Source organism: Nonomuraea antimicrobica (assembly GCF_039536965.1).
GTDB lineage: Bacteria > Actinomycetota > Actinomycetes > Streptosporangiales > Streptosporangiaceae > Nonomuraea > Nonomuraea antimicrobica.
The window spans coordinates 1-16,067 of record NZ_BAAAZP010000037.1 but is presented as its reverse complement, the minus strand read 5'-3'; the positions used below and the strand labels follow the sequence as shown (position 1 = coordinate 16,067).

16 protein-coding genes are annotated in these 16,067 nt (G+C 72.7%); 11 read left to right on the top strand and 5 right to left on the bottom strand.

Going from position 1 to position 16,067, the window contains the following annotated elements; genetic code table 11:
• Positions 1–18 precede the first annotated feature (18 nt).
• Positions 19–1,197, bottom strand: a complete 1,179-nt coding sequence (gene bar / locus ABD844_RS11385) for a barbiturase (RefSeq protein WP_344875815.1) — start codon at positions 1,195–1,197, stop codon at positions 19–21.
• 71 nt (positions 1,198–1,268) lie between these two features.
• Here bar and ABD844_RS11380 point away from each other — a divergent pair, with 71 nt between their 5' ends.
• Together ABD844_RS11380 and ABD844_RS11375 are read left to right on the top strand one after the other, a co-directional pair.
• A complete protein-coding gene (locus ABD844_RS11380) occupies positions 1,269–1,940 on the top strand; it encodes an alpha/beta fold hydrolase (RefSeq protein ID WP_344875813.1) in 672 nt (223 codons plus the stop codon).
• Between the two features lie 91 nt (positions 1,941–2,031).
• Positions 2,032–3,144: an FUSC family protein gene (locus tag ABD844_RS11375; protein WP_344875811.1), complete on the top strand. Its 1,113-nt coding sequence runs from the start codon at positions 2,032–2,034 to the stop codon at positions 3,142–3,144.
• Between the two features lie 6 nt (positions 3,145–3,150).
• Here the strand turns inward: ABD844_RS11375 and ABD844_RS11370 are convergent, their stop codons facing one another.
• Positions 3,151–4,317 carry a pyridoxal phosphate-dependent aminotransferase gene (locus tag ABD844_RS11370; RefSeq protein WP_344875809.1) on the bottom strand — a complete coding sequence of 389 codons (1,167 nt, stop codon included), beginning with the start codon at positions 4,315–4,317 and terminating at the stop codon, positions 3,151–3,153.
• A 25-nt stretch (positions 4,318–4,342) separates the two neighbouring features.
• Between ABD844_RS11370 and ABD844_RS11365 the strand changes: the two genes are divergently transcribed.
• From ABD844_RS11365 to ABD844_RS11335, 7 genes are all read left to right on the top strand, one after another.
• Complete coding sequence (locus ABD844_RS11365) at positions 4,343–6,055, top strand: alpha/beta fold hydrolase (protein WP_344875807.1); 1,713 nt, start codon at positions 4,343–4,345, stop codon at positions 6,053–6,055.
• Positions 6,052–6,978 carry a DUF418 domain-containing protein gene (locus ABD844_RS11360; protein ID WP_344875805.1) on the top strand — a complete coding sequence of 309 codons (927 nt, stop codon included), beginning with the start codon at positions 6,052–6,054 and terminating at the stop codon, positions 6,976–6,978. Before ABD844_RS11365 ends, ABD844_RS11360 begins: the two co-directional genes overlap by 4 nt.
• Positions 6,938–7,714, top strand: a complete 777-nt coding sequence (locus ABD844_RS11355; RefSeq protein WP_344875804.1) for a carbon-nitrogen hydrolase family protein — start codon at positions 6,938–6,940, stop codon at positions 7,712–7,714. Before ABD844_RS11360 ends, ABD844_RS11355 begins: the two co-directional genes overlap by 41 nt.
• Positions 7,715–7,759: 45 nt before the next feature.
• Entirely contained in the window at positions 7,760–8,206 is a 447-nt protein-coding gene (locus tag ABD844_RS11350; RefSeq protein WP_344875802.1) for a hypothetical protein, read from the top strand.
• On the top strand, positions 8,203–8,598 hold the full coding sequence (locus ABD844_RS11345; RefSeq protein WP_344875800.1) for a hypothetical protein: 396 nt from the start codon (positions 8,203–8,205) through the stop codon (positions 8,596–8,598). The genes ABD844_RS11350 and ABD844_RS11345 overlap by 4 nt, the downstream gene beginning before the upstream one ends.
• A 71-nt stretch (positions 8,599–8,669) precedes the next feature.
• Positions 8,670–9,149, top strand: a complete 480-nt coding sequence (locus ABD844_RS11340; RefSeq protein ID WP_344875798.1) for a sigma-70 family RNA polymerase sigma factor — start codon at positions 8,670–8,672, stop codon at positions 9,147–9,149.
• Positions 9,146–11,059 carry a hypothetical protein gene (locus ABD844_RS11335; protein ID WP_344875796.1) on the top strand — a complete coding sequence of 638 codons (1,914 nt, stop codon included), beginning with the start codon at positions 9,146–9,148 and terminating at the stop codon, positions 11,057–11,059. The genes ABD844_RS11340 and ABD844_RS11335 overlap by 4 nt, the downstream gene beginning before the upstream one ends.
• A 52-nt stretch (positions 11,060–11,111) precedes the next feature.
• Here ABD844_RS11335 and ABD844_RS11330 read toward each other — a convergent pair whose 3' ends face one another.
• Together ABD844_RS11330 and ABD844_RS11325 are read right to left on the bottom strand one after the other, a co-directional pair.
• The gene (locus ABD844_RS11330; RefSeq protein WP_344875794.1) at positions 11,112–12,596 is read right to left on the bottom strand and encodes a carboxyl transferase domain-containing protein; all 1,485 of its coding nucleotides are present in this window, start codon (positions 12,594–12,596) and stop codon (positions 11,112–11,114) included.
• A gap of 73 nt (positions 12,597–12,669) precedes the next feature.
• Positions 12,670–13,866, bottom strand: coding sequence for a CaiB/BaiF CoA transferase family protein (locus ABD844_RS11325; protein WP_425568542.1), 1,197 nt, complete (start codon positions 13,864–13,866; stop codon positions 12,670–12,672).
• A gap of 40 nt (positions 13,867–13,906) precedes the next feature.
• Between ABD844_RS11325 and ABD844_RS11320 the strand changes: the two genes are divergently transcribed.
• Positions 13,907–14,437 (top strand): uridine kinase family protein, encoded by a 531-nt coding sequence (locus ABD844_RS11320; RefSeq protein WP_344875792.1) that lies wholly within the window; start codon positions 13,907–13,909, stop codon positions 14,435–14,437.
• 3 nt (positions 14,438–14,440) lie between these two features.
• Here the strand turns inward: ABD844_RS11320 and ABD844_RS11315 are convergent, their stop codons facing one another.
• Complete coding sequence (locus ABD844_RS11315) at positions 14,441–15,118, bottom strand: histidine phosphatase family protein (RefSeq protein ID WP_344875791.1); 678 nt, start codon at positions 15,116–15,118, stop codon at positions 14,441–14,443.
• A 71-nt stretch (positions 15,119–15,189) separates the two neighbouring features.
• Between ABD844_RS11315 and ABD844_RS11310 the strand changes: the two genes are divergently transcribed.
• The gene (locus ABD844_RS11310; protein WP_344875790.1) at positions 15,190–16,053 is read left to right on the top strand and encodes an NAD(P)-dependent oxidoreductase; all 864 of its coding nucleotides are present in this window, start codon (positions 15,190–15,192) and stop codon (positions 16,051–16,053) included.
• Positions 16,054–16,067: the final 14 nt, after the last annotated feature.

Below are 16,067 nucleotides of genomic sequence, written 5' to 3'. Positions count from 1 at the left end.
CCTCACGGGACGGAATGGCTAGCCCAGGTCGGCGCCCAGGTCGGCGCCCAGGTCGGCAATGGCCGCCACCGGGCCGCCGCCCGAGGGGCCCTGGTGGACGGCGGCCACCGAGACGAAGACCGCGGGATCCCCGGTGACCGAGGCCGCCACCCCGCCGACGGCGGCCTTGATCTGCCGGTGCCAGTGCACGTCGGAGTCGTCGAGCATGATGTTGCGCCGCCCGCGTACGCGTCCCGACGGGTCGGCCTCGCACTTCATGAAGACGTTCACCAGCCGCCCCCCGAGGTCGGACGGGTGCGGACGGTCGGGCAGGGCCAGACCTGAGTCCCTGATGGCCTCCCAGATGCCGTCGGCGTCGAGTGCGTCCTTCATGACGCTGTGACCGATGCGGTAGCGCCCGCCGATCCCGCGCACGTTGCCGACCAGCACGATCTGCGCCCGGTCCAGCTCCACGCCGGACGAGCAGGAGGCCACCGACGAGTACAGCGACAGGTCCTTGTGGATCTGGCCGGCGTCCGGCATCTCGATCTCGCCGAGGGCGACGGCGATGCCGAGGGCGGTGGTGGAGTTGGACAGGTCCATGGAGGGGCCGGTCTCCTCGATCGCGGTGTCCTGGCCGCGGCTCTTGGCGTCGGTGATGGTGGCCAGGGTGAGCAGCGGCGTCTTGGTCTGTACGTAGTGCACGTCGCGCGGGTCGTCGATGCCGGCGATCTTCATGGCCTCGCGCACCCCGGCGGCGACCTTCTCCACCATGGCCGGGCGGCCGATGTCCTCGGGCAGGATGACCTCGCTCATCGCCACCCCGACCGACAGCCGCGGCTCGTCGGAGGCGGGGGCGTCGGCGGTGGTGGCGAAGATGGTGGCGTGCGGGCTGAGGATGCCGTCGGTGCCGCCCGACCACACCAGCGGCACGGTCTCGGGCGCCGGATGGCCGTGCTCGGCCAGCACCTCGCGGAAGGCGCGGTCGGCGAGGATGCGCGTGTAGTCGTTGACGCCGCCGTTGCCCTCGGTCTTGCCGACGACGGCGAGCACCCGCTCGGCCTCGATCACCCCGTCGGCGATGAGCCGGGACAGCCCGGAGGCGTCGGTGACGCTCTCGATCGGAACTTTGCGCACTTCGATCGGTTCGGGCATGCGGGTGGCCTCCTCCTGCGGCGGTTCCCCGATGACGCTACCGAGCCGGTCAGCGGGGTTCATGGTCAATGTGTGCCCATGAAGGCCGGGGGTGATGTCAAGGTCCGCCGAGCGCCTGGGAGTAGGGTCGCACCGTGATTCACGAAGCACACGCCAACGGGATCAAGCTCGTCTTCCGCGAGGAAGGCGACACGGCCGCTCCCCCGCTCCTCCTGCTGCACGGCCGCACCGCGAACCACAACGACTGGAACGGCTTCACCCAGCACTTCGCGCGGCGCTTCCACGTGTTCGCGCCCGACCTGCGGGGCCACGGGGCCAGCGACTATCCGGGCTCGTACGACATGCACGACATGGCCGAGGACGTCGCCGCGCTGCTCGACCACCTGGGCGTCGACCGGCTCACGGTGGTGGCGCACTCCCTCGGCGCCGTGGTCGCGTGCCTGCTGGCCGTCGCCCGTCCCGACCTCGTCGGGCGGCTCGTCCTGGAAGACCCGCCCCCCGGGCGCCAGCTCACCGACCGGCCGCCGATCGTGGAGGACGGGTCCACCGGGTTCGACTGGCGGATGATGCACGACACCGAGCGGCAGCTCGTCACCCCGGACCCCGCGTGGGCGAAGGGGCTCGCCGGGATCTCGGCGCCCACGCTGGTGGTGTCGGGGACGCGGAGCCCGTTCGACCCGGACGTGGCGGCGCGGATCCCCGGGGCGGCCCTGGTCAGGATCGAGGCCGGGCACCTCGTCCACGTGGAGGCCCGCAAGGAGTTCCTCGACGCGGTGGACGCGTTCCTCGACGCTTCTCACTCCTGACGCCCGCCCCGCGGCGCGGCACCCACACGAAAAGGGCTTCGCCGGGGCAAACGTGACCCCAATGTCATAAAGATCCGCCATCGTTGGAGGCGTGCGCACCAGGCTCGGCGATCTCGTGAAGGAACGACTGGGCACGTTCGGCCTGATCGCGCCCTCCATCGCGCAGTGCGCGGTCGGCTCGGCCCTGGCCTGGACCGCCGCCGTCGAGCTGCTCGGCCACCCCAGCCCGTTCTTCGCCCCCATCTCCGTGCTGATCTGCGTGGGCGTCGGGCTCGGGCAGCGGCTGCGCAGGGTCGTCGAGCTGGTCGTCGGGGTCAGCCTCGGCGTCGGGGTGGGCGACCTGCTGGTGGCCTGGATCGGCTCGGGCGGCTGGCAGCTCGCGCTGGTGGTCGGGCTGGCCATGACGGTGGCGGCGCTGCTCAACAGCGGCGCGCTGTTCGTCGCGCAGGCGGGTTCGTCGGCCGTGCTGGTGGCCACGCTGGTGCCGGGCGAGGGCGCCGGCGGCCTGGACCGGATGGCCGACGCCCTCACGGGCGGCGTCATCGGGATCGCGGCGGTGGCGCTGCTGCCGGCGAGCCCGTTCACGATCGCGGCCAAGCACCTGTCCGGGGTGCTCGACGCGCTGTCCACGGTGCTGGAGCGGGCGGCGGAGGCGATCGAGAAGCGCGACGTGGACTTGGCGGCCGAGGCGCTGGAGGAGGCGCGTACGACGCAGGCGGCCGTGGAGGAGTTCGAGGCGGCGCTGGAGACCAGCAAGGAGATCACCATGATCTCGCCGCTGCACTGGCACCGGCGCGCCCGCCTGGCCCGCTACGAGACCGCCGCCGTGCCGGTGGACCTGGCCCTGCGCAACGCCCGCGTGCTGAGCCGCCGCACGCTCGCCTCGCTCGGCGAGGCCAGCCCGCCCCCTGCCGCGCTGGCCGAGGCGATGCGCGAGGTCTCGGAGGCCGCCCTGCTGCTGCAACTGGAGCTCGGCGCCGGCCGCGAGCCCACGCTGGCCCGCCAGGCCCTGCTCGCGGTGGCGGCCCGCGAACGCCCCGAGGGCCTGGGCTTCTCCGCCCACGTCATCATCGCGCAGCTCCGGTCGGTGGTGGTGGACCTGCTGCAGGCGACGGGCATGGAACACGCGGAGGCCACGGCGGCGCTGACCCCGCTGGACGAGACCGGCGCCGACGCGGACCACCAAATCACGCGGCGGAACTGACGCCGGTCAGGCGGAGAGCCGCTTCAGCCGGGTCACCGCCTCGTCGATGACCTCCTCCTTCTTGCAGAACGCGAACCGGACGAAGTGCCGCCCCCGCTCCTCGTGGTCGTAGAACACCTGGGTCGGGATGGCCACCACCCCGGCCAGCTCGGGCAGCCGCCGCGCCAGCTCCAGCCCGTCGGAGAACCCGAGTGGACGGATGTCGGTCTGCACGAAGTACGTGCCCGACGGCCGCAGCACCGAGAAGCCCGCCGCGGTCAGCCCTTCCATCAGCCGGTCCCGTTTGTCCTGAAGGCCCGCTCCCAGCGCGGTCACCCACTCCATCTCGTGCCGCAGCCCGTACGCCACCGCGAGCTGCCACGGCGCCGCCGCCGTGAACGTGAGGAACTGCTTGACCGTCGAGACCGCCGCGACCAGCTCCGGCGGCGCGCACACCCAGCCGGTCTTCCAGCCGGTGACGGAGAACGTCTTGCCCGCCGAGGAGATCATGACCGTGCGCGACCGCATCCCGGGCAGCGTGGCCATGGGGATGTGCTCGACGCCGTCGAACGTCAGGTGCTCGTACACCTCGTCGGTGATCGCGGTCAGCCCGTGCTCCTGGCACAGCTCCGCGATGACGGTCAGCTCGGCGCGGTTGAACACCGTCCCGGTCGGGTTGTGCGGGGAGTTGACCAGGATGGCGCGGGTGCGGGGGGTGATGGCGGCGCGCAGCTCGTCGGGGTCGAAGGTGAAGCGGCCCTCGACCGGCCGCAGCGTGACGGCCACCAGCCGGGCCTGGGCCAGGGCGATGGAGGCGGCGTAGGAGTCGTAGTAGGGCTCGAACGCGATGACCTCGTCGCCGGGCTCGCACAGCGCGAGCACGCTCGCCGCCACCGCCTCGGTGGCGCCCACGGTGACCAGGATCTCGCCGACCGGGTCGTAGGAGAGTCCGTAGTGGGCCGCCCGGTGCTCCGACACCGCCTGCCGCAGCTCCAGGACCCCGGGGCCGGGCGGGTACTGGTTCGCGCCCGCGCCGATGGCCTGGACCGCGCGGTCGAGCATGGCCGCCGGCCCGTCGGTGTCGGGGAAGCCCTGGCCCAGGTTGATCGATCCGGTCTGGACGGCCAGCGCGCTCATCTCCGCGAAGATCGTCGTACCGAAGGCGCGCATCCTGCTGACAAGTGGTTCGGTCACGGCTCCAGACTATTAGTCTCGTGCCGTGATCACTCGGGTCGTGCTCGCCCTCGCCCTGTCCGCGTCTCCCGTCGTCACCCCGGCCGTGGGCGCCCCCGGACCCTGTCCCGTGCCCGTGCCCGCCGGCACGACCTGCGGCTTCCTGGAGGTCCCCGAGCGCAGGGACGCCCCCGGGCGGACGATCAAGGTCGGCTACGCCGTGCGCGCGTCGTCCGCGCCCGGCCGCCGGCCCGACCCGATCGTCTACATGAGCGGCGGCCCCGGCTCGGCGTCGATGCAGCTCATGGGGTTCCTGAGCCAGATGTTCCCCGACCGCGACGTGGTGACGGTCGAGCAGCGCGGGAGCAGGTACTCACAGCCGTCGCTGGCCTGCCCGGAGACCGCGCAGGCGCTGCTCGGGCAGTTGCGCCGGCCGCGCGCCGACGTCGGCGCGGCGGCGGCGCGGTGCCGCGCGCGGCTCCGGGAACAGGGCGTCGACCTGCGGGGGTACCACACGAAGGAGATCGCGGCCGACGTGGTCGCGTTACGGCGCGAACTCGGGTACACGAGGTGGAACCTGTTCGGCGTGAGCTACTCCACCAGGGTCATGATGGACGTGGCCGCGGCCGACCCCGGCGCCGTGCGGTCGGTGGTGCTCGACTCCTACCTGCCCGAGAGCGTCGCCTGGTACGACGACGCCGACCGGAACCTGGGCGACGCGATGGCCGAGCTGGGCGTGAGAGACCGCTTCGAGGCCATGATCGCGCGGCTCAACCGCTCCCCCGCCCTCGTGCCGACGCTCGATCCGCTGCTCGGCAGGGAGTTCACGGCCCGGATGAGCGGTGACGACGTGGCCACGATCCTGGCGGAGGCGCTGCACGACGCCGAAGTGGCGGCGGTGGCCCCGGCGCTGGTGAGCGCGCTGGCCGAGGGGCACGACGAGCTGCTGCGCCCGCTGGCCGACGCGGTGGGCGAGGGGCTGGTCTCGCACGAGTTCGGGCTGTATCACGCGGTGCAGTGCCAGGACGAGGTCCCGTTCAACACCTTCACCACCAAGTCCCGACTTTTCACCGTAAACAGCGACAAAGCGGTGTGTGACGCCTGGCGACTCCCCAAGTCCGCGCCCGTGAACGCCACCACCACGGCCCCCGTCCACGTCGTCGGCGGCCAGTACGACCCCACGACGCCCCCGAGGACCGCCGAGGCCGCCGCCGCGGCCCTGCCCGCCGAGCGCTTCCGCGAGTACCCCCGCATGTCGCACGCCGTCTTCCTGGCCAGCGGCTGCGCCAGGGAGCAGATCGTGGACTTCGTCGGCGACCCCGCGAGCCAGTTCGTCAGGCCCTGCCTCGACCGGCGCGTCCCGGCCGGCTTCCAGGCGAACGACGTGCACGTGAGCGCCGCGCCCTACCAGATCTCACTGGCTCCGTGGCTGGCCGCGCCCTTCGCCCTGTTCGCGCTGGCCTCCCTGGTGCAGTTCGTCCCCGCGGCGCTGAAGGGCAGGGCGCTGCCGGCGTTCGGCGGGCTGGCGGGCGTGGCCTTCGCCTGGCTGGTGGCGGAGTCGGTCGTCACGATGGCGAACGCCAACGAGAGCGCCCTGGCCGTCGGGCTCCCCCGTACGACGGGGCTGTACACCTGGCTCGCCGTCGCCTCCGTGGTGCTGAGCGGCGCGGCGCTGATCCGCGAACGCCGCCCGCCCCAGATCGCGGCCGCCGTCATCGGTGCCGGATTCCTCATATGGTGGATGGCCTGGGTCCTGTGACGCGCATTCGTGAACTCGACGCCCTACGCGGCTTCGCGGTGGGCGGCATCATGCTGGTCAACACGTGGCAGCACACCGACAAGCCGGTCCGCGCCGCGCTCGACTGGCCGATGGAGACGATCTTCCAGGGCCGGTTCTACCCGATCTTCTCGATGCTGTTCGGCATCAGCTTCCTGCTGTTCCTGCGCGGCAACAGCCGCTGGGCGCTGCTGTGCAGGCTGTTCTGGCTGTTCTGCTTCGGGGTCGTCCAGCACCAGTTCTACGAGGGCGAGGTGCTGACCGACTACGCCTTCTACGGGGCGGTGGTGCTGCTGCCCGCCACGTTCCTGGCCGCGGGCCTGCCCGTGTTGCTGCTGGGGCTGGTGGCGATCGCGTGGGCGCTGCTGCCGCAGGTGGGCGGTGGGGTGCTGCTGATCCCCGGGCTGTTCCTGGTCGGCATGGGGCTGTGGCAGCTCCGGCCGTCGCGGACGCTGCTGCTGCCCGGGTTCGCGGCCAGCGCGCTGGCCACCGTGCTGCTGACCGCCGCCGGGATCGGCACGGGCAACAAGACCGTCGGGGCCGTGGCGGCGCTGACCGGCGCGGCGGCGTTCGCGCTGGGCCTGCTGCTCGTGCTGCGCCCGCGCCTGTCGGCGGTGCTGGAGCCGCTGGGGAAGATGGCGCTGACCAACTACGTCTCCGGCACCGCGCTGATCGTGCTCGCCCTGCCGCTGCTCGACGCCGACCCGACCCGGTGGTCGGTGGTGGGGCTGACGGCGCTCACCCTGGTCGCGCAGGCGCGGTTCGGCCGATGGTGGCTGGCCCGCTACCAGTACGGCCCCCTCGAGTGGACCTGGCGATGCCTGACCCGGTTTCGACTGGTGCCCAACCGGCTAGAGTCTGGCCGTGACCACAATCGCCCTCTGCCAGATCCCGGTGTCCCCTGACCCGACGACCAACCTCAAGAGGGCCAGGGAAGCGCTTGCCGCGGCCGAAGGCGCCGACCTGGCGATCTTCCCTGAGGCCACGCTCACCCGCTACGGCCGCCGCATCACGGGCCTGGCCGAGCCGCTCGACGGGCCGTTCGTGTCCGGGCTGGCCGACTCGGCCCGCGAGCACGGGCTGGCGGTGATCGCGGGGGTGTTCGAGACCGGCGGCGACCGCGTGCACAACACGGCCGTGGCCATCGACGCCGAGGGCGCGGTGCGGGCGGCGTACCGGAAGATCCACCTGTTCGACTCCTTCGGCGCGAAGGAGTCCGACCTGGTCGCGCCCGGCGCCGAGCCGGTCGTGGTCGAGCTGGCCGGGCTCAGGATCGGCCTGATCACCTGCTACGACGTGCGCTTCCCCGAGCTGGCCAGGGCGCTGGTCGACCGGGGCGCCGAGCTGTTCGCGGTGATCGCGGCCTGGGGGTCGGGCCCGCTCAAGGAGGACCACTGGGTGACCCTGGTCAGGGCGCGGGCGCTGGAGAACACCATGTGGACCGCGGCCGTCGGCCAGGCGCCCAACCCGGCCGAGTCGTCCGACGGGTACGGCGTGGGCCGCAGCATGCTGGTCGACCCGCTCGGCGTGGTCCGTACCGACCTGGGCACCGCCCCCGGCGTCCAGGTCGTCGAGGTCGACCACGAGTGGACGGCGGCGGCCAGGGCCACCCTCCCGTGTCTCGAACACCGGGTGCTGTAGTCTGGCCCGGTCCATCCGGGGGTCAAGCGATCGTAAAGTAGTACCGTGAGCGGAACGCAGATGCAGAAGGTCATCCCGCCGCGTCTGCTCGTGCCATACCTGTCGGGCAAGCGCACGGTCGTCTCGGGCTACGTCTACCGCGTGCAAGACTGCGTCAGGCTGACCACCCCCGAGGCGCTCTACTGGGGTCTCGACCTCTCCTTCGACGGATCGGAGCTGTTCGCCGAGGTGCCCGAGCTCTATGTCATGCGCTGGCACGCCCGCGACGTCGACACCTACGCGGTGCCCTACGGGCCGCACATGGGGGGCGACTGGAGCGACGCGCCGCCGTTCGCGGGCAACGGGTTCACCACGTCGTCGGAGCACGTGGTGCCGCAGTTCCACACCGTGCCGATGCCGATCCCGGCCGGGGCGGAGATCGTCCACGTCACCGCCGAGGGCGAGCGGCGCTTCGCCGACTACGACGGGCTGACCTGGCGGCCCGCCGCATGAGCGACGAGATCACACCGGTCGCCTCCGGCTTCGTGGCCCGCTACGGTGAGCGCACCCTGCCCGCCGCGCTCGGCCCCGACAGCGACCAGGTGGTGCTGTTCAGCGAGAGCGAGCTCGACGGGTTCGAGGCCGCCTCCGGCTACTGGCGGCGGGTCGTGCCGAGGTCGCAGGTGGAGTGGCTGGTGCTGGTCCGCACGGTGGGCGCGTTCGGCGGCGAGCCGTGCATCGTGCTCGACGAGGACGACGACGGGCTGCACATCGCCTACACCGGGCACAGCGGGATGAAGGCCGAGGCGCTCGGCTACTGGATGGTCGACCATGGCGCCTACGAGGTCGTGGTGCCGCGCGAAGAGGTCTTCTCCATCCGCGTCGAACGCGTTCCCGTCCCGTAACAGGGATTTCGGCCGCCCGGTCAACCGGCGGCCGTTCCGGGTGTCTCTGAGGTGTGATCGAAACTGCGACCATGACGCAGCCGTCGTTCGCCGAGTTGTTCGCGGCCCACTACCACTCCCTGGTACGCCTGGCCGGGCTGCTCGGCGCGGACGACCCCGAGGACATCGCCCAGGAGGCGTTCTCCCGGCTGCACACCAGACGGTTGCGCGACGACGGGGCCGCCCTGTCCTACCTGCGCGCGACCGTCTGCAACCTGACCCGTAACCGGCTGCGCCACCTCCGCCTCGTACGGCTGCGCCGCCCCGACCCGCCCGATCCCGCGCACAGCAGCGAGCACATCGTGCTCGTCTCCGAGAAGCACCGCGAGCTGCTTTCGGCCGTGGACCGGCTGCCGCGCCGCCAGCGCGAGGCCCTCGTCCTGCGCTACTGGCTGGACCTGTCGGAACGCGAGATCGCCGACGCCATGGGCGTCACACCGGGATCGGTGAAGACCCACACCAGCAGGGCCCTGGCGACCCTGGGCAAGGCCCTGAAGGAGGAGGATCGATGAACGAGCTGGAAGAGCGCCTGCGGGCCGCGTTCGACGCCCGCGCGCAGAGTTTCGAGACCAGCCCGGACGCCTGGGCCCGCATGCGCGAGCGCCGCCCGGGACGCCGCCGCGCCATCCGCGCGCTGGTGGCCGCGCTGCCGGTGGTCCTGCTGGCCGTGTTCGTTCCCGTCCTGCTCAGCGGGGGCCCGGGCGGGAACACCGCGGTCGACGCCGACACCCTCTACCAGGCTCTCATGCGGGACAGGACACCCGAGGGCGAGACGGTGACCGTGGACAACCCCACGGAGGGCAAGTCGCTGCGGCTCTGGTTCGCCAAGGCGAAGCTGGGCTATCCCGAGCTGTGCTTCGTCGCGGAGCGGGCCGACGCGCCGCCCGAGGGAGGCTGCGTCTCCGTGGACGAGGAGCAGGACAAGCCGACCCGGTTCGTCGGCAGCACCCTGCGGGACGGGGCGGAGACCGCACTGGACTGGGGGATCGCGACGCAGGACGTCGGTGGCGTCACCGGTGTCACGGCGGACGGGCAGCGGTTCCCCGGCACGGTGCTGCGGCCGTCGGGGGCGTCGTACCGGGTGTGGACGGTGACCTATCCGGCCCGGCACGACATGTCCGCGATCGAGCTGACGGACGACCAGGGCAGGGCTCTGGGCCGCGCGTCGCGCGACGTGCTGAAGGAGCAGCAGCGGGGCGTCGCCGTCGGCGCCTCTGTGGAGCTGCCCGCGGGCGTCACCGCGCGACCGCACCGGACCGACCAGGGCACGGAGGTGGTCTGGACCCGGCACGGCGCGGTGCTGACGATGACGCCGTCCAAGCTGCAGGAGCAGGCGGTGGCGGCGTACGTGGAGGAGAACACGGTCTCGGGCCTCGCCCGCGAGGACGTCGCCAGGGTCGAGTTCACCTTCGCCGACGGGACCAAGGTGGACGCCGCGACCCGCCCCGATCCGTGGGGCCTGGGCGTGACGCTCTTCTCCGCGATGAACCCGGCGAGCGACCCGGGTCGCGGCCACCGCGTCGTCGCCTATGACTCCTCGGGTGCGGAGGTCTGGAGCCACGACGGCACGGGCCGGAGCCTCATGGACGACGTCCCCGCCGTCGGAGAGGTGATGACGCTGCCGGGCGAGCTGCGGGTCTGGTTCGGCGGAACGTCGCAGGGCATGACGACGCTCTGTCAGTCAGGCGGCGTGAGTCCCTACGGCACCTCAAGCTGCGCGGGCTCCACCGAAGGCGAGATGTTCCCGCTGAAGGCGGTCAAGTACCTGCCTGAGCCGGGCTCCACCACCTACCTCGGAGTCGTCGGCAAGGCGTGGGAGTCGGTGACCGCGGTGCTCTCCGACGGGCGCCGGCTCGACGCCGCCTTCCTGCGCGGCAAGGACACTCCGGCCCCGATCTGGCACGTCACGATCCCGGCCGGTGACGTGGCGCTGGCGGCACTCACGGTGAAGACGAAGGACGGCCGGATCGACCGGCATCCGCAGACGGACCCGTCCTGCGCGCGAAAGGCCGCGGGGACCGAGGCCGACCGCCAGGCCCTTCCCGCGGGCGTGACCGCGCTCGTGGTCGCGCCGAGCTGCCTGGCCTTCTTCGAGAACGGCGCACCCGCCCCCGGGCTGCCGGGACCGCTGCCCGGCGAGAAGCTGAGCGACCTGCTCACCTCCGACAGGCCGGTGTACTGGACCTACGGCGACACCGCCTGGTACGGCTACGCCTCCGCGGACACGGCCAAGGTCGAGCTGCACTCCTCGAACGGGCTCACCGCGACGGCCGAGGCCGTACCCGACCGGTTCGGGCAGGACGTGGCGTTGTTCGCGCTGCCTCTGCCAGAAGGCGCCCGGTTCGCCTCCGGCACGACCGCCATCGGGTACGACGCCGAGGGCAAGAAGCTGTGGTCCACACCGGAGAAGGGCATCTCCTAGCCAGGCCCGCCGAGCCGGTGCTCCGGCGGCCTGCCTGGGCGTCGCCGGAGCACTAGCCGAGGTTGCGGAAACGGGCCTGGCGGGCCGCGAAACGGTCTGCCGGGCTCACCTTCAGCAGCCCCGCGATCTCGTACTCCAGGGCCCGCCCCACGCGTTCGCAGAACTGCCTGGGCTCGTAGGCGGCGTCGGGCAGCTCGGGGATGACCCGGTCGACGACGCCGTCGTGGCGCAGGTCGGTGGCGCGGATGCGCTGGGCCTGGGCGATCTCGGGGGCGAAGTCGACCGAGCGGTAGAGGATGGCGGAGGCCCCCTCGGGCGGCAGCGGCGACAGCCAGGCGTGCTGCGCGCAGAGCACCCGGTCGGCGGGCAGCAGGGCCAGTGCCGCCCCGCCCGCGCCCTCGCCGAGCAGCAGGCAGACGGTCGGCGCGTCGAGCATGACCAGTTCGGCCAGGCACCGGGCGATCTCCGCGGCCAGCCCGCCCTCCTCGGCCGCCTTCGACAGGTCGGCGCCCGCCGTGTCGACCACGGTGACCAGCGGCAGGCCCAGCTCGGCGGCCAGCCGCATGCCGCGCCTGGCGACCCGCAGCCCGGCCGGGCCGAGCGGGGAGTGGGCGCGCTGGAGCCGCCGGTCCTGGCCGAGCACCACCGCGGGCGCGGTGCCGAACCTGGCCAGGGCCAGCAGCAGCCCCGGCTCGTTCACGCCCTGCCCGGTGCCGCTGAGCGGGGTGACGTCGGAGGCGGCGAGCTTGAGCAGCGCGCGTACGCCGGGCCGGTCGTCGCGGCGGGAACGGGTGATCGCCTCCCACGCCTCCACCGGCCGCAGGTCCTCCTCCGGAGGCTCGCCGGCCACGATGGCGGAGCGGTCGGCGGCCAGTACGGTCAGCGCCCCGATGGCGAACCCCCGCGCCTCCTCCGCCGGGACGACCGCGTCGAGCAGGCCCTTGCGGTGCAGGTTCTCGGCGACCTGCACGCCTTCGGGGAACGGGTAGCCGTGCAGCGACTCGAACACCCGCGGCCCCAGGAACCCGATCAGCGCCCCCGGCTCGGCCGCCGTGACGTGCCCCAGCGACCCCCACGACGCGAACACCCCGCCGGTCGTCGGATGCCGCAGGTAGACCAGGTAAGGCAGGCCGACGGCCCGGTGCGCCTGGATCGCCACGGTGATCTTCACCATCTGGACGAACGCGAGCGCCCCCTCCTGCATGCGCGTGCCGCCCGAGGCGGGGGCGGCCAGCAGCGGGAGCCGTTCGCGGGTGGCGCGTTCGACGGCGGCCGTGAGCCGCTCGGCCGCCACCACCCCGATCGAGCCCGCCATGAACGAGAACTCGCACGCCGCGACGGCCACCCTGCGGCCGTCGAGCAGGCCCTCACCGGTGATCACGGCCTCGTCGTAGCCCGACTTCACGCGGGCCGCGGCCAGCTCGTCGGCGTAGGAGGAGCCGGGCTCGGCCGGATCGGCGGGCGGCGCGTCCCACGACTTCCACGACCCTCGGTCGAGGATCGTTTCGATCAGTGTGCGCGCGTCCGGACGGCTCACTATCGCTCCCTAGAGGTCAGCCACGTTGCATTGTTGACGCACGAGCGCCCCGGCCGGTGCCACCCTGTCGCGATCATCTTTCCCGCTCCGCCAGCCAGGCGAGCACGGCGTCGCCGTCCTGGCCGAGCATGGGCGGCGCCGTGTGCTCGACCCCGGTCAGCCCGTCGAAGCGCAGCGGCGGCCCGGGAAGCTCGATCGTGCCGAGCACCGGGTGCTCCACCTGGACGACCAGGCCCTGCGAACGGGTCTGCTCCCAGGCGTAGACCTCGTCGAGCGACCTGATCGCGCCCGCGGGCACGCCCGCCGCGCCCAGCAGGGCCAGCCAGTGGGCGCGGTCGTGGGCGGCCAGCGCCTTCTCCATGTCGGCGATCAGCTCGTCGCGGTGGGCGAACCGGTCGCGGTTGGTCGCGTAGTGGGGCGCGTCGGGGTCGAGGCCGAGCAGCGCGGCGACCTTGCGCCACTGCCCCTCGTTGGCCGCGGCGATCTGCAGCATGCCGTCGGCGCAGTGGAAGGCGCCGTAGGGGGCGATGGAGGCGTGGTGGTTGCCGCCCGCGACGGGGACCTTGCCGCCGACCGTCCAGGCGGTGCCGTGGTAGGAGTGCACGCCGGTGACGGCGGCCAGCAGCGAGGTGCGTACGACCCGGCCCGCGCCGGTGCGCTCGCGCTCGTAGAGGGCCGCGGCCACGCCGTACGCGCCGTGGATGCCGGCCAGCAGGTCGGCGATGGAGGCGCCGACGCGGTACGGCTCGTCGGGCGAGGGGCCGGTCAGCGACATGAGCCCGGCCTCGCCCTGGGCGATCTGGTCGTAGCCGGGACGGCCCCCTTCGGGCCCGTCGTGGCCGAAGCCGGTGATCGACAGGATGACCAGCCGGGGGTTGAGCTCGTGCAGGCGCTCGACGGGGAAGCCGAGGCGGTCGAGCACGCCGGTGCGGAAGTTCTCGATCAGGACGTCGCACTGGCGGACGAGCCGCTCGATGAGCTGTTTGCCCTCGGCGGACTTGAGATCGACGGCGATGGACTGCTTGTTGCGGTTCGCTGCCAGGAAGTAGGTCGAAATATCGTGATTCGGCCCGACGAACGGCGGCCCCCAGCCGCGCGATTCGTCGCCCCCGTCCGGATGCTCGACCTTGATGACCCGAGCGCCCAGGTCACCGAGCAACTGTGCGGCGTGCGGCCCCGCCAGGGCCCTGGACAGATCGAGCACGACGATGTCACCGAGGGGTCCGAGCAAGATCCAAACCTCCCACGTGCGTTCGGGGTGAAAGAACATTCTCTCAGGCGTCCACCCTCCGTCATCTACCCTGGGTCCGGTGAACGAACTGGCCGCGCGCATCACGAACCTGCGGCCTTCCTGCGGTCCGGTGCGCCTGGTGGCCGTCGACGGGCCCGCTGGGTCGGGCAAGACGACGTTCGCGCGAGGGCTGGCGGCGGAGCTGGGCTGCCAGGTGATCCACAGCGACGACTTCCCCGTGCCGTGGGAGGAGGGGCCCGGCGGCTGGTTCCACGCGCTGGAGTCACAGGTGCTGCGGCCTCTTCAGCAGGGGCTCGCGGGCGGATTCCGCAGGTACGACTGGGTCCGCGGCGCGTACGCCGAGCGGGTGGCGGTGCCCCCGGCCCCGGTCCTGGTGATCGAGGGCGTCGGCACGGCGCGGGCCTCGGTGGCGGGGCTGCTGGCCTACACCGTCTGGATGGAGGCCGCCGAGCCGGTGCGGCTGCGCCGCGTGCTGGAGCGCGACGGGCCCGAGCTGGAGCCGACGTGGCGCGAGTGGTTCGCGGCCGAGCGGGCGTGGTTCGACGGCGACCGCACCCGTGAGCGCGCCGACCTCGTCGTCAGGACGTGATCGTCAGGACGTGAGGTGCGCGACGTCGTTGAAGTGGACCAGCTCGAACCCGGCGCCTCCACCGCGCCACCACGACACCGAGGCGTTCAGCACCGGCGCGAACCTCAGCACGGCAGAAGGCTCGTCGTCCGGCCCGCCCGCGATGACGTGCCGCAACCCCAGCACCACCGAGTCGTGGGCCACGACAAGCACCCGGCGCCCGGCCGCGCGCTCGCGCAGGTCACCCAGGAAGCCGCGCAGCCTGGCCACGACGTCGGTGAGCGACTCGCCGCCGGGCGGACGGTAGGCGTAGGCGCCCTCGGCCTCCCGCCTGGCCAGCTCCGCGGGGTGCCGCTCGCGGATCGCGGCCAGGTTGAGGCGCGCGAACGCCCCCGCCTCCTGGTCTCTGAGCCGCTCGTCCACCGTGACGGGCAGCGGGGCGGCGCCCCACGCCTCCTGGGCGATCTTCCACGTGTCGAGCGCGCGCAGGTAGGGCGAGCACCACACCTGCTCGGGCGCCTGCGCGGCGGGTATGGCCGCCAGGTGCCGCCCGAGCGCCCCGGCCTGTGTGCGGCCCAGCTCCGTCAGCGTCACCTCGTGGTCGCCGCGCTCGTAGACCAGCGGCGCCGAGCCGGCCTGCCGATGGGCGAGGTTGGCCTCGCTCTCCCCGTGGCGTACGGCGATGATCGCGGAGGGTCCCATGGGGACAATCCTCACACACCAGGTACGCCCCCGCCTGCGACCACCCACGCCTGTATACGTATGGTGATGACATGGTTACTGTCGCAGTCCTCGGGACCGGGCTGATGGGCTTGCCCATGGCCCGCAATCTGGTCATGTCCGGCATACGGGTCAAGGCGTGGAACCGCACCAGGGAGAAGGCCCTGCCCCTGGAGGCGGACGGCGCGGTGGTCGCCGGCTCACCGGCCGAGGCGGTCGAGGACGCCGACGTGATCATCACGATGCTGAGCGACGGCGACGCCGTGCTCGACGCCATGACGGCCGCCAGGCCGGCGCTCAGGTCGGGGCAGGTGTGGGCGCAGATGAGCACGGTCAGCGTCGCGGCGGTCGGGCGGCTGGCCGCGCTGGCCGCCGAGTGCGGCCCGACCTTCGTGGACGCCCCAGTGCAGGGCACCCGCCAGCCGGCCGAGCAGGGCATGCTGGTCATCCTCGCCTCCGGCCCGCGGGCGGCCAGGCAGGCGCTGGATCCGGTCTTCTCCGTGCTCGGCGAGCACACGCTCTGGGTCGGCGACAACGGCACGGACGGCGCCGGCACCCGGCTCAAGATGGCCGCGGTCAGCTACAGCATCACGACGACCGCGGCCGTGGCCGAGGCGCTCTCCCTGGCCAAGGGCCTCGGGCTCGACCCCGACCTGGTGCGGCAGGTCATCACCGGCGGGCCGATGGACTCGCCGTACTTCCAGGCCAAGGCGAGGGCCATCCTGGAGGACGACTTCACGCCCAGCTTCTCGGTGCACAACGCCGAGCTGGACACCCAGATGATCACGCAGGCGGGCGAGTCGGCCGGGGTCAGGATGGACCTGGCGGCCGCCGCGGGCGAACGCCTCCGCCGCGCCGAGGCGCAGGGCCACGGCGGCGAGGACATGGCGGCCACCTACCACGCCGCCTTCGGCTGAGCCTGAGCCCCCGC